This window comes from Novosphingobium sp. NPDC080210 (assembly GCF_050281025.1).
GTDB lineage: Bacteria > Pseudomonadota > Alphaproteobacteria > Sphingomonadales > Sphingomonadaceae > Novosphingobium.
On record NZ_JBNNWL010000004.1, the window covers coordinates 20,250 to 33,157 of the forward strand.

Consider the following 12,908-nt stretch of genomic DNA (forward strand, 5'->3'; position numbering starts at 1 on the left):
TCTACCGCCCGTGCCTCGGACGATCCTCATCGACGGCTTCAATCTGGGCCTGGAAAAAGGCACCGGGGTCGCGACCTATGCCCGCAATCTCAGCCAGCAGATTGGCGCGCTGGGGCACGACGTTTCGGTTCTCTACGGCAATCCGGGCGCGCGGTCCCGTGATCCATTGATCAACGAGATTTCGTTCTTTGACAGTAGCCCGAAGGGCCACCCATTCCTGTTGCAGGCCTATCATGCGCTTCGCGGCCCGCGTCGCCGCAAAGCGCATGAGGTGCCGATCAGCGGCAGGGTGCTCAGCCGCCAGTTTGAATCCCGGCTGCCGCATTACAACAGGATCTACAATGCGCCGGATGTCTTCGCGCGCAGCACCTATGCGTTCTGGCTCTGGGGCCAGATGTCGCACGCCGTGTTCGATGAAACGCCGGACCTGGCGCATTGGACCTATCCCTTGCCGATCCGGATCAAGGGCGTACCGAACATCTACACCCTGCATGACCTGGTTCCGCTGCGGCTGCCCTACACGACGCTTGACGACAAGCGGCACTACCTGCGGCTGATCCGCAAGCTCGCCCGCACCGCCGACCACGTGGTGACGGTGTCGGAATGCTCGCGGCAGGACCTGATCGAGATTGGCGGCATGTCGCCCGACCGGGTGACCAACACCTATCAATGCGCGGAAATCCCGCGCAAGCTACTGGAAAAGAGCGAAGAGCAGGTCGCGCGCGAAGTGGCAGGTGCGGCCGGCCTGGACCTGAAAAACTACTTCCTGTTCTGGGGATCGATCGAACCCAAGAAGAACATCGGACGGATGATCGAAGCCTATCTGGCCAGCGATGCGAAGGCGCCGCTGGTGATCGTGGGCGCGCAGGCCTGGAAATCGGAACAGGAACTTCGCCTCCTGCAAAGCGGCCATGCGGCCAGCGCCAAAGGGGAAAAAGGCGCAGCCGGTAAACGCGTAATCCTGCTCCCCTATGCACCGTTCAGCCTGCTCGTCAGCCTGATCCGCGGCGCAAAGGCCGCATTGTTTCCGTCGCTTTACGAAGGTTTCGGCCTGCCGGTCCTGGAAGCGATGCAGCTTGGCACGCCGGTCATCTGTTCCAACACGTCATCCCTTCCGGAAGTGGCCGGCGATGCGGCACTGATGATCGATCCCTACGATGTTGGCGCGATCAGTCAGGCCATTCGCACGCTTGATAGCGATGAAGGGTTGCGCGCTGATCTGGCAGGGCGAGGACTTACTCAGGCAGATCAGTTTACGGCAGATAAGTACCAGAAACGACTATCCCACGTTTACTCAAAATTTATCGGTAATAAATGATGCGGCCTTACTATTACTTAGGCGACGGACAAGCATTAACCCATTTGTCAAATGGATTACCCTTTTTCGTCAACACGAGGGACAAGGGAATATCCAGTTGGATCATCCTGGGCGGAACTTGGGAAAATTTCGTTGATGACATTATCTGCGGGATCACACGTCCGGGCGACCGCATCCTCGATGCCGGGGCAAACCAGGGTTATTACTCCGTAAAACTTGGCAACATTATCGGACCCCAGGGTCAACTTTTCGCATTCGAACCGAACCCGGAATTGTTCACGATCCTGGAAAACAACATTTCCTTGAATGGATTCCAGAACAGGGCTGTCCTTTTTCAGAGCGCCCTCGGACACCAAAGCGGCACGGCAACGCTGCAGTTCAGCTATATCAACATGGGCGGCGGCACGATTACCCGAAGCCAAATGGAAAGCGAACACTCGGTGGACGTTGCAGTCTTGCGTGGCGACGATGTCATTCCGGACAATGTCGAGTTTGACGTGTTCAAGTTCGACATTGAAGGATCGGAACCGAATGCAGCGCTTGGTCTTCAAAACGCGCTAAGCCGCTCCAGGAAAGCAGCAATTGTCGTCGAGATTTCACCCAAGGCATGGTCCGAATTCGGTAACTTTGACGAACTGTTGCTACGGTTCACCGGCGGCTTCCGTGTCGGCTTTGAGATCCACCATGACGGTCTCATGGACCCTTTGGATTTCGCCACTCTGTCGAGCCGAAAAGGCATGTTTTACGCGCTTCTTTTACCGCCCGACCATTGGGCCATGAACTTCGCTCTGGAGCGTTGTCGCCAGAATCTTGCAGGGAAATAATGACTCAAGCTTTTTCTCGACCTTTGCAGGGCGCGCTGTCAGCCGCAGCAATCCTATTGCTCTCCGCCTGCTCCAGCCTGGGTGCTTCGGGCCCTTCGAGCGGCTCCATCGGCAAGATCGCGCCCAGCGATGCGCGGGTTCGGGTGGTTGCGCTGGACGAACCGGTGGCGCGGCAGGTCGCCTCGGCAGAGCGGCAGGAAAGTTTCGCCAGCCGGTTGGGCAATGTCCAGCCGCGCCATGACCTGATCGGTGCGGGCGACGTGCTGGACGTGGCAATCTGGGAAGCGCCGCCTGCCGTGCTGTTTCCCGCCGTTGCCAGCTCCAATACGCCCTTTGGCTCGGCCAACGGCACCAGCTTGCCGGCGCAGATGGTCGATGCCGACGGGACGGTGGTGATCCCGTTCGGGGGGCGGATCAAGGCGGTCGGGCGCTCCCCGAATGAAGTCGCGCGCGAAATCCAGGCGCGGCTGGGCGGCAAGGCTCACGATCCGCAAGTGATGGTGCGCATCGCGCGGAACCAGGGCGCAACGGTTACCGTGGTCGGCGATGTAGCGGCCAGCCGCCGCATGCCGCTGACCACGCGCAATGAACGGCTGCTGGATGCCCTGGCCGAAGCAGGCGGCGTGCGGCAACCGGTCGACAAGGTGCTGATCCAGGTCACGCGTGGCTCCATCGTCGCGACCCGTCCGCTGGGTGCGATCATCCGCGATCCGGCGGAAAACGTGCCCCTGGCGGCAGACGATATCGTGACAGCTCTGTTCCAGCCCTACAGCTTCCAGGCCCTGGGCGCCCTGGGCGCCAATGCCGAAGTGCCGTTCGAAGGGACCGGCATCACCCTGGCCCAGGCCGTCGCGCGGGTCGGCGGCCTGCAGGACAACCGCGCCAACGTGAAGGGCGTGTTCATCTTCCGCTTCGAAAATCCTGCCGCCTTGCCGGAGCAGCTCCGCCCCGGCGCGCCGCTGACGGCGGAAGGCAAGGTTCCGGTGATCTACCGGCTCGACATGAGCGACCCGGCCACCTTCTTCGTGATGCAGACCTTCCCGATGCGCGACAAGGACATCCTCTATGTCTCCAACGCCCCGGCGGTCGACTTCCAGAAGTTCGCCAATCTGATTTCCCAGATGACGTTCTCGATCTCCAGCATGATTAGCGCAGTGCCCTGATATGGAACAGAAAACCGAACCGGCACTCGCTGCGAAGAAAGCAGGAATCGAGCGGATCAACCAGACCCTGACGAGCCATGCGGAGCGCAGGGTGCTGAACTGGTTGTGCGCTCGCATGCCGCGCGCCGTGACGTCGGACATGCTGACGTTTCTGGGCGTTGTTGGCGCCGTGCTGACCTTCGCGGGCTTCTTCCTGTCCGACCGTTCGGTCAGCTGGCTGTGGCTGGCCATCGCAGGGCTGGTGCTGAACTGGCTGGGAGACAGCCTGGATGGATCGCTGGCGCGGTATCGCGGCACGGAACGGCCGCGCTATGGCTTTTTCCTGGATCACATGGCCGACACCTTCGTGATGGCGCTGGTGGCGGTGGGCGTAGGGCTTTCGCCTTTCGCGCATCTGGAAAGCGGGCTGGCGGTTCTGGGTGCCTATTACCTGATGGTCATTCTGACGATGACGACCTGCGTCGTGACGGGCAAGTTCCGCATCAGCTTCGCCGGCTGCGGACCGACCGAGATCCGCCTGGGAATCATCGCCGGAACCTTGGCCACGATCATGGTCCCGCCGACCGGGTTTCTGGTCTTTGGCGTGATCCTGACCGCCTGGGACTTCCTGCTGCTGATCCTCGCAGCCGCGCTGGTCGTCACCTGCCTGGCGCAGATCGTCGGGACGCTGTCCAGGCTGTCGACGGAAGACCCGCTGATACCCTGAAGCCTGCCCCCCCGCAGCCTTGATCAGGCGGCGTAACGCGACCTGTTGAACGGTCCGATCCTTGCAGGCTTGGCGCGATGGATTTCCCAACTGGTCCGAAGATAGCCGTTCATCATGTCGAACGCCCGGGGCTGCAGTTCCAGAAAAGTGCGGCGCTTGTCCTTCGGATCGCCAACCCGCCGGATCAGACCGGCAGCGATCAGCTGGTTGACGTGACGCAGCGCGGTGCTGAGCGGCACCTGGGCTGCGGCACAGGCGCTCGACGTTGCCACGCGCTCGCCCCGCAGCCCCGCCACCGCCAGGTCGAGCAGAATGCCCCAGGCCGCTTCATTCAGCAGACCCGGGTCGATGAACTTGCTGCGGCTCTGCCGGCTCTTGATGATTTTCACGCCAAGATCGTGGAGATCGGAGAAGGATGGTTCAGCGGGCACTGCGGACTGAACTGCGGCATCGGCAGCAAGCTCAAGCCCCTGGGGATGGATCGCGGCCGCCCGGAACTGTTGAGCAAGCCGGGTCCAACGTGAAGCGGCTTGGCGCAGGCTGATGGAAAGGCAGTTCACCGTGACCGGCTTGACCAGAAAGTCGCTGGCTCCGGCCCGCATCGACTGGACGGTCAGGTCAGCCGCCAGATCCTCTCCCACCGCAATCGTGACAAGCGGACGCAGGGCCATGAAACGTTCGGAAATCTCGTTGAGCAGGAACACGCCGTCGAGCGCCTCCATCTGGACATCGACCAGGACGATACCGATGCTGCTGTCCGCAGCGATCAGCCGTAGGGCGCTGAGTGCATCGGGCGAAGTGGAACATGCGTAGCCCAGGCTTTCGACCAGTTCCCGGCTGGTTTCGAGGCATTCCGCGTCATTGCCAACGATCAGGACGCGGCTGACCGCAGCCCAGTTTTGCACGGCGTCGCCGCCGCTGGCCTGATCCTGGCGAAGAAACGAGATATTTGCAGGAATGTTCACCGACTTGCTCCTCAACTTGGGAGAAGCCCTGCATTTTTCGCGCCAGATTGGCGAAAACATTGACCTTCAATCGTTTGCAATTGCAGTCAGTCCCAGAACGGCAGTTCAAATCGCGAAAGTCCGTGGTTCTTTCGCAGAATGCCTCGCAAAATGAGAAGGATTCCAGGGGCTATTCGTGGTCGCGCGATTGTCGCTTGCGATAGATGGTCGAGGCGCTGATGCCGAGGGCGTGCGCCGCTTCGGACAGGTTCCCTCCGGCAGCTTCTATGGCTGCCTCGATCGCGATCCGCTCGATTTCCGCCAGGGTATGGCCCTTCAGCAATTGCGCGAGTTGGAGTGCACCGGACACTGGCGTGGCGACCGGAGCCTCCGCGCTGGGCGCCGGCTCGACTGGTTCCGCATGAAGCGGGGCGCCGTCCGACGCAGGGATAGCCGATAGAGGCAGATCCGGCCCGCTGTTCAGCAGGACCGCACGCAGCAGAACGTTCTGCAATTCACGGACGTTGCCCGGCCAGCGGTAGCGTTCCAGCGCGGCATAATGCGCCTCGGTGAAGGGAGCAAAGGTCTTGCCCACTTCCGCGCTGAAACGCGCCAGGAACGCATCGGACAAGAGCCGCACGTCCCCGGTCCGGGACCGCAGGGGCGGCATTTCCAGCGGAATCACGGCCAAGCGGTAATAAAGATCCTCGCGGAAACGCCCTTCGGCCACTTCGCGGCGGGGATCGCGGTTCGTCGCGCAAACGATCCGCACGTCCACCTTGTCCTGCCGTTCGGAACCGACCCGCTGGATCGTTCCGGTTTGCAGGAAGCGCAGCAGCTTGACCTGCAATTGCAGCGGCATTTCGCAAATTTCGTCGAGGAACAGGGTGCCCTTGTCCGCCGCCTGGGCCGCGCCGACGCGGTTGTCGATTGCCCCGGTGAAAGCCCCCTTCATGTGTCCGAACAGTTCGGATTCGAGCAGGTTTTCCGGGATTGCCCCGCAATTGATCGCTACGAATGGGCCGTCGCGCCGCCCGCTCTGGCGATGGATCGTTTCGGCGCAGACTTCCTTGCCGGTACCGGTCTCGCCGGTGATCATCACCGTGGCGCGGCTATCGGCTACCAGGCCGATCTGGCGATAGATTTCCTCCATCTGCGGCGACTTGCCGATGAAGTCACCCTCCTGCGGCTGTGCGGTTCTTTTGGCACTGGTCCGCCCGTTGCTCTTGGCCGCAATCCGGGTCGTCACCGCGCTGTCCACCGCAGCGATCAGGCGCGCTTCGGACAGCGGCTTGACCAGGTAGTCGAAGGCGCCCAGCCGCATGGCATCTATCGCGCGGGTCAAGGAGCCGTCAGCCGTGGCGACGATAACGGGAAAACGGGCCAGCCAGTCCGGATGATCGCGCAGCAGGTCGAGCCCGTCGGCATCCGGCAATTGCAGGTCAAGCAGGACCGCCGCGAACTCACCGTCCGCAGAGAGCTGCTCAAATGCCTGGGCCGCGCTTGCCGCGACGACCGCTTCATAGCCCGCCTTTTCCAGCTGCGCCGCATAGGCAATCGATAAGGTCTGCAAGTCCTCGATGATCAGCACGCGCTGGCGCGTCGCACGGTTCGCCATGGTCATTGTACCTTCAACTTCCGGCCGAGTTCGGCCAATGCCTGGTGCAGCGCCGTGCAGGCTGCTTCGGTCAGGTCAGCTATATCGGCCTGGTTTTCCGCCCCGGACAGGACAGCCCGCAAGGCGTTATCCAGACTGCGTGCGGCTGCTTCGGCTTGCCCGGCACCGGCGCCGCCCGCCCCGCCCTTCAACGAATGCGCCATCGCCTTCAACCCGGCCAGATCATCCGCCGCAAGAGCGGCGCGCGCGCGCTGTTCCCAATGCCGGAAGTCATCCGCGAACGCCTGCATGACCCGCCGCAGGATTGCCGCATCCCCGGCAAAACGCTCCAGCACGCCAGGCAAATCGAAGTGATCCATTGCAGCAGGCAGGTCCGAAGCCGCAACGGACGCCGGTTCAGCCAACGGCATTTGCGTTTCTGGCGCCGTCTCCGGCAGCCAGCGCAACAAGGTAGCGGCCAGCCGCTGCGGATCGATTGGCTTGCTCAGGAAATCGTTCATCCCCGCGGCGGAAACCTGCCTCCTGTCCTCCGGGAAAGCCGCTGCGGTCAGCGCGACGATCGGCAGGCGGGTGCCCCATCGTCCGACGCGGATAGCGCGGGCTGCATCCAGGCCGTTCATCACCGGCATGTGCACGTCCATCAGCACCAGGGCATAGTCCTGGCTCTCCAGCCGCTCCAGCGCTTCCTGCCCGTTGCCAGCGACATCGACCTGCATTCCCATCTGGGTCAGCATGGCCACGGCAACTTCCTGGTTGGTGCGGTTGTCCTCGACCAGCAGCAGCCGCGCGCCGCGCACGGCCCGCATCCGTTCGGCAATCGGCCGCGTGTCCGCTTCCAGCACCGCACCGGACCGCTCGGTAAAGCCCTTGCGCTGCAAATCGGCAATCACATTGTGCAACTGGGTAGCGGTGACCGGCTTGGACAGGATCGCATCCGGTACCAGCTTGTGCTCGGTCGCCGCGCGGTTCAGAGCCCCCCGGTCAAAGGCGGTGACCATCAGGATCGCGGGCACGCGGTTCAGCATCCCGGCACTGGTCGCCTTGTGCAGTTCGTCCAGCAACCACAAGCCGTCAGCCTCGGGCAGTTTCCAGTCCAGGATCAGCAGCGTGAAGGGATTGCCAGCCCGGGCTTCCGCCAGCACCCGGTCAAGCGCCTCTTCAGCGCTGGTCACGGCAGCCCCGCTGAAGTTCCAGCGTTCGATATAGCCGGACAGCACGCGCTGTGCGTCAGCATGATCCTCCACGATCAGGACATGCTCTTGCTGCAATTGCTGACCCGGCTCCATGCCGCCATCGGGGATCGGCTCCAGCGGGATGACGAACCAGAAGGTGCTGCCCTTGCCCGATACGCTATCGACCCCGATCTCTCCGCCCATGGCCACGGCCAGCTGGCGGCAGATCGAAAGGCCCAAACCGCTGCCGCCATGCGTGCGGGTCAGGGACTGGTCCGCCTGGACAAAGGGCTGGAACAGGCGGTTGGCCTGCTCCTCGGTCAATCCGGTTCCGGTATCACGCACTTCAAAGCGGATCAGGTCGCGCCCCTTGTCCTGCCCGGTCCGGCTGGTCGCGATCACCACGCTGCCCTGGTCGGTGAACTTGATCGCATTGTCGACGAAGTTGTTCAGGATTTGCCGGATCCGCAGCGCGTCGCCCCAGTAATGTCCGCCCAGCCCCTCGCCGGTTTCGAGCACCAGCTCCACTCCCTTGCTGCTGGCCGCGACAGCGAAAAGTTCCCCGACCTGGCCCAGCAGGTCCTCGATCTGCACGTCTTCGGGAATGATCTCCAGCGCATTTGCGTTGAGCCGCGAGAAATCGAGAATGTCGTTCAGGATGCGCAGCAGCGCCCGCGCCGCATTATTGACGCTGGTGAAATGGCCGCGCTGCGCCTCGTCCAGCGGGGTCTGGCCCAGGACTTCCAGCATCCCCAGAATCGCGTTCATCGGCGTGCGCAGTTCGTGGCTGATATTGGCCAGGAACTGGTCCTTGGCCGCATTGGCGCTTTCCGCTTCGATGCGCGCAGCGACCAGATCGGTTTGTAGCTTCAGCCGCCTGGTGATGTTGCGGCAGATGCCCAGCATTCCGATGGAACGATCGCCCCCATCCCGGCGCTGCACGCAATAGGATTCGATGCTGCGCACTTCACCGTCCGGACAGACGATTCGATAGGTCTTGCCCCAGTTCTCCCCCGCTTTGGCTGCCTGGATTAGCGATTCTATGGTTGCTTCTGCATCATCGGGGTGCAGCGAATGCACCCAATATTCGTAAGACGCCGGGACACCCGCCTGCAAATCGGCAGAGCGACCGAACATTTCATACATCCGGGCATCCCATTGGACCGAATTGTCAACAAAGTTCCAGTACCAGATGCCAATCTGTGCCGCTTCGGTAGCCAGTCCCAATTGGGCGACCAGTTCGCCCAGCCGCAGCTGCTGTTCATGCTCCAGCGTGATGTCCTCGGCCATCAGGATATAGCGTTCGGACCTTTGATCCTGGGCAAGTTCGATCGGTGACAGGGTCAGCCGGGTCCAGATCGCCGCACCGTCGGGCTTGGTATAGTTCACCGTCGTCTGGACCGGACGGCTCTCCAGCGCCGCGCCCTGGATCCACTGGCATGCTGCAAGAAAAGTGTTCGGATCGCCGAAGAAATTGATGAACTTGGCATTGGCCTGCTCGGACCGCTTCTCGGCCGGATAGACCAGCGCGATCCCAAGCGGGTTTTCGTCAAAGATCGTGCGGAAGCTTTGGCTCGCCGCCAAGGCGCTTTCGCGGGCCTCGGCCAGTTCCACTTCGCGCCGCTCCGCTCGTTCACGCAGTTCGGCGTTCAACCCGCTGATCCGGTTCTGGGTCTGAATGCTCATATGGACGGCAAGACCGGCAAGCAGCGACAGAACAAAGCCAAGGCCGCCAATGAACGGCCACGGGGTGAATTGCAGGGTCTCTTCAAAACCGGACTTTGCGCGCAGATTCATCTGCCAGGTGCGACCCATCACCTGGATGGTTTCGACGTGCGTGATGCCGTGATCGGCGCTTGCCTCACCAGATGTAAAGAAACGAACGGGACGCTGCGGGTCGGTGATGTCCACCAGATCGAGATCGACCTGGTCGCGCGGCCAGTGGAACAGGGCCATGCGCTCTTTTGCGATGACTGGCATGAATGCCGCGCCCTGCACTTCCCTTTTGCGCGCCGCTTCGGTCGCGGGGGCCGGACCATTGTAGATTGGCAGGAACGCAAGGAACCCGCGCTGCGCCCCGGCCGGGCCCTGGACCAGATCGACCGGCGCAGACAATTGAGCTGTCCCGGTTCGAACGGCACGCTCCAAAGCGTCGCGGCGGTGCGTTTCGGAGGCGAGGTCCAGGCCGATCGCCCGGAAGTTGATATCCAGCGGCTCGATGGTGAAGACGATGTACTTGTCGCCAGGGTTGGGACCGAAAGCCCTGAACGTCGCAACAGGCCACCCCTGGGTTCGCAATCTGGCCAGGGCTGCGGGAGCCGAAGCGGCTGGTACGCGTAGGACGAGCCCCAGTCCCCGCGTACCGCCAAACTCCTCGGTGATATTGCGCGAAGTGGCATAGTTGCGGAACTGCTCCGGCTTCAATTGATCCAGATGCCCCACCGCGCGGACCATGCCGCGGGTGCCGCGAATCCCGTGTTCCGGGATCAGGAACGAGCCGATGCGAAAGCGGATATCGTCCGCCACTTTGGCAAAGAAGCGTTCCCGGATGTGCTGCTGCTCTACCGCGATAAGGGTGCAGATCGCGGCCGTCATTACCAGCCCGACCAGGATGGTCAGCAAGACCCAGGCGCTTTGCCGTCGTTCTCTACCGGAAACGCGGTTTGCCGCTTCGCGTGAAATTGCAGACATGCCCCAAACCCCGGTTTGGCAAAGCGCGTCCCAAGCCCCTTAATACACAGACTTCCCTAATCATAAACCCGGTTTGGGCAGATTCAGGGTTAATTAGACAAATCGATGACTGCGGACAAATGTTGCGCGAATTATCGGCTCAGCCAATCAGTGTGATTGGGCAATCGCGTTGGCCATCTCCGTCAGCCTTTTCTAATCCAAATCAAGTCTGGCCCGGATTGCGGGCGAACAGGAGGAGCACCCGAAGATGAAACTGCGCAACCTTGCCCTGGCTGCCTTGATGACGGCAGCATCCCCGGTGGTTCTTGCCACTGCCGCCCAGGCCGAAACCATGGACGCCCCGGCAGCCACCGAATGGTGGCCCAAGAACGTGGACCTGTCCTCGCTGCGCCAGCACGAGGCACAGTCCAACCCTTATGGCGCCGATTTCGACTATGCCAAGGAGTTCGCCTCGCTCGATCTTGATGCGGTCAAGGCTGACATCCGCAAGGTGCTGACCACGTCGCAGCCGTGGTGGCCGGCAGACTATGGCCATTACGGCCCGTTCTTCATCCGCATGGCCTGGCACAGCGCCGGAACCTATCGCCAGGGCGATGGCCGGGGTGGTTCAGACGGCGGCGAAATGCGCTTTGAACCGCTCAATTCCTGGCCCGACAACGTCAACCTGGACAAGGCCCGCCGCCTGGTCTGGCCGATCAAGCAGAAGTATGGCCGCAAGCTTTCCTGGGGCGACCTGATGATCCTGACCGGCAATGTCGCGATGGAGGACATGGGCTTCAAGACGCTCGGCTTTGCCGGTGGTCGCGTCGATGCCTGGCAGCCCGACCTGGTCTTCTGGGGCCCGGAAAAGAAGCTGCTGACCGACGAGCGCCGCGATGCCAAGGGCAACCTCAAGGGTCCGCTGGCCGCGACCCAGATGGGCCTGATCTACGTCAATCCGGAAGGCCCGAACGGCGTGCCCGATCCCTTGCTGGCCGCTGCCGACATCCGCCGCGCCTTTGGCGGCATGGCCATGAGCGACGAGGAAACCGCCGCCCTGATCGCCGGTGGTCACACCTTCGGCAAGGCCCACGGCGCGCGCAAGCCGGAAGACTGCGTTGGCCGCGACCCCAGCGAAGGCGCGATCGAGAACCAGGGTCTGGGCTGGAACAACAAGTGCGGCAAGGGCCATTCGGAAGACACCGTCTCCAGCGGCCTGGAAGGCGCCTGGACTGCGGCTCCGACCGCCTGGACCACGCAGTATCTCGACAACCTCTATGGCTTCGAATGGGTCAAGACCAAGAGCCCGGCCGGCGCGACCCAGTGGGTTCCCAAGGATCCGGCTGCGGCGAACCTGGTGCCGGACGCCCACCGCCCCGACGTGCGCCATGCGCCGATCATGTTCACCACCGACATCGCGCTGCGTGAAGACCCGGGCTTCCGCAAGATCACCCAGCGTTGGCGCAAGAACCCGCAGCTGTTCGCGGACGCCTTCGCCCGCGCCTGGTTCAAGCTGACCCACCGCGACCTGGGCCCCGAAGCCCGCTATGTCGGCAAGGACGTGCCCAAGGTCAGCTTCGTCTGGCAGGACCCGCTGCCCAAGGCCACCTATGCCCCGATCGGCGATGCCGACGTTGCGCAGCTGAAGGGTGAAATCGCCAAGTCCGGCCTGACCGTCCCGGAACTTGTCCGCGCGGCCTGGGCCTCGGCCTCGACCTATCGCGGCACGGATATGCGCGGCGGGGCCAACGGCGCGCGCCTGCGGCTCGATCCGCAGCGCAACTGGGCGGTGAACGACCCGGCAGAGCTGGCCAAGGTTGTGGCCAAGCTGGACGCGATCCGCACTCAGTTCAACAAGGGCGCAACCGGCGGCAAGCAGGTCTCGCTGGCCGACCTGGTCGTGCTGGGCGGCTCCGTTGCAATCGAGCAGGCGGCCAAGGCTGCTGGCCACGATGTGACGGTGCCCTTCACTCCGGGCCGGGTCGATGCGACCCAGGCCCAGACCGACGCGGCTTCCTTCGCGCACCTTGAGCCCAAGGCCGATGGCTTCCGCAACTACTACTCGGCGGAATCGCACTACAACCCGGTCGAGGCGCTGATCGACAAGGCGGACATGCTGAACCTGACAGTTCCGGAAATGACCGTGCTGGTCGGCGGAATGCGCGCCCTTGGCGCCAATGCCGGGGGTTCGACCGCCGGGGTGCTGACGGCGCGTCCGGCAACGCTGACCAACGACTTCTTCGTCAACCTGCTGTCGATGGACACGGTCTGGTCGAAGTCGGCCAGCCAGCCGGGCCTGTATGAAGGCAAGGACCGCGCGACCGGCGCAGCCAAGTGGACCGCCACCCCGGTCGACCTGGTGTTCGGCTCCAACTCCGAACTGCGCGCCGTGTCCGAAGTCTATGCCTCGGACGATGCCAAGGCGAAGTTCGCGCAGGACTTCGTCGCGGCCTGGACCAAGGTGATGAACGCGGACCGCTTCTGATCCGCAAC

General features: G+C 62.8%; 8 protein-coding genes. 5 read left to right on the plus strand and 3 right to left on the minus strand.

What is annotated here, in order from left to right; translation table 11 throughout:
- The first annotated feature begins 10 nt into the window (after positions 1-10).
- The 4 genes from ACQKOE_RS11805 to ACQKOE_RS11820 are packed head-to-tail and all read left to right on the plus strand — an operon-like array spanning position 11 to position 4,011.
- Positions 11-1,318 (plus strand): glycosyltransferase family 4 protein, encoded by a 1,308-nt coding sequence (locus ACQKOE_RS11805; RefSeq protein ID WP_427512959.1) that lies wholly within the window; start codon positions 11-13, stop codon positions 1,316-1,318.
- Positions 1,315-2,142: an FkbM family methyltransferase gene (locus ACQKOE_RS11810; RefSeq protein ID WP_427512960.1), complete on the plus strand. Its 828-nt coding sequence runs from the start codon at positions 1,315-1,317 to the stop codon at positions 2,140-2,142. The genes ACQKOE_RS11805 and ACQKOE_RS11810 overlap by 4 nt, the downstream gene beginning before the upstream one ends.
- Positions 2,142-3,305, plus strand: a complete 1,164-nt coding sequence (locus tag ACQKOE_RS11815) for a polysaccharide biosynthesis/export family protein (protein WP_427512961.1) — start codon at positions 2,142-2,144, stop codon at positions 3,303-3,305. The genes ACQKOE_RS11810 and ACQKOE_RS11815 overlap by 1 nt, the downstream gene beginning before the upstream one ends.
- 1 nt (position 3,306) lies before the next feature.
- A complete protein-coding gene (locus ACQKOE_RS11820) occupies positions 3,307-4,011 on the plus strand; it encodes a CDP-alcohol phosphatidyltransferase family protein (protein WP_427512962.1) in 705 nt (234 codons plus the stop codon).
- Positions 4,012-4,034: 23 nt separating this feature from the next.
- Here the strand turns inward: ACQKOE_RS11820 and ACQKOE_RS11825 are convergent, their stop codons facing one another.
- The 3 genes from ACQKOE_RS11825 to ACQKOE_RS11835 all read right to left on the minus strand — a co-directional run bounded on the left by ACQKOE_RS11825 (position 4,035) and on the right by ACQKOE_RS11835 (position 10,436).
- Complete coding sequence (locus ACQKOE_RS11825) at positions 4,035-4,976, minus strand: response regulator (RefSeq protein WP_427512963.1); 942 nt, start codon at positions 4,974-4,976, stop codon at positions 4,035-4,037.
- A 169-nt stretch (positions 4,977-5,145) separates the two neighbouring features.
- Entirely contained in the window at positions 5,146-6,573 is a 1,428-nt protein-coding gene (locus ACQKOE_RS11830; protein WP_427512964.1) for a sigma-54-dependent transcriptional regulator, read from the minus strand.
- 2 nt (positions 6,574-6,575) lie between these two features.
- Entirely contained in the window at positions 6,576-10,436 is a 3,861-nt protein-coding gene (locus ACQKOE_RS11835; RefSeq protein ID WP_427512965.1) for a response regulator, read from the minus strand.
- Positions 10,437-10,683: 247 nt separating this feature from the next.
- Here ACQKOE_RS11835 and katG point away from each other — a divergent pair, with 247 nt between their 5' ends.
- Positions 10,684-12,900, plus strand: a complete 2,217-nt coding sequence (gene katG / locus ACQKOE_RS11840; RefSeq protein WP_427512966.1) for a catalase/peroxidase HPI — start codon at positions 10,684-10,686, stop codon at positions 12,898-12,900.
- Positions 12,901-12,908: the final 8 nt, after the last annotated feature.

What these genes read in the sequence shown, in the direction of transcription:
- ACQKOE_RS11810 (WP_427512960.1), top strand. Translation starts at nt 1,315, where the DNA reads ATGATGCGGCCTTACTATTACTTAGGCGACGGACAAGCATTAACCCAT.
- ACQKOE_RS11815 (WP_427512961.1), top strand. Translation starts at nt 2,142, where the DNA reads ATGACTCAAGCTTTTTCTCGACCTTTGCAGGGCGCGCTGTCAGCCGCA.
- ACQKOE_RS11820 (WP_427512962.1), top strand. Translation starts at nt 3,307, where the DNA reads ATGGAACAGAAAACCGAACCGGCACTCGCTGCGAAGAAAGCAGGAATC.
- ACQKOE_RS11830 (WP_427512964.1), bottom strand. Translation starts at nt 6,573, where the DNA reads ATGGCGAACCGTGCGACGCGCCAGCGCGTGCTGATCATCGAGGACTTG.
- ACQKOE_RS11835 (WP_427512965.1), bottom strand. Translation starts at nt 10,436, where the DNA reads ATGTCTGCAATTTCACGCGAAGCGGCAAACCGCGTTTCCGGTAGAGAA.
- katG (WP_427512966.1), top strand. Translation starts at nt 10,684, where the DNA reads ATGAAACTGCGCAACCTTGCCCTGGCTGCCTTGATGACGGCAGCATCC.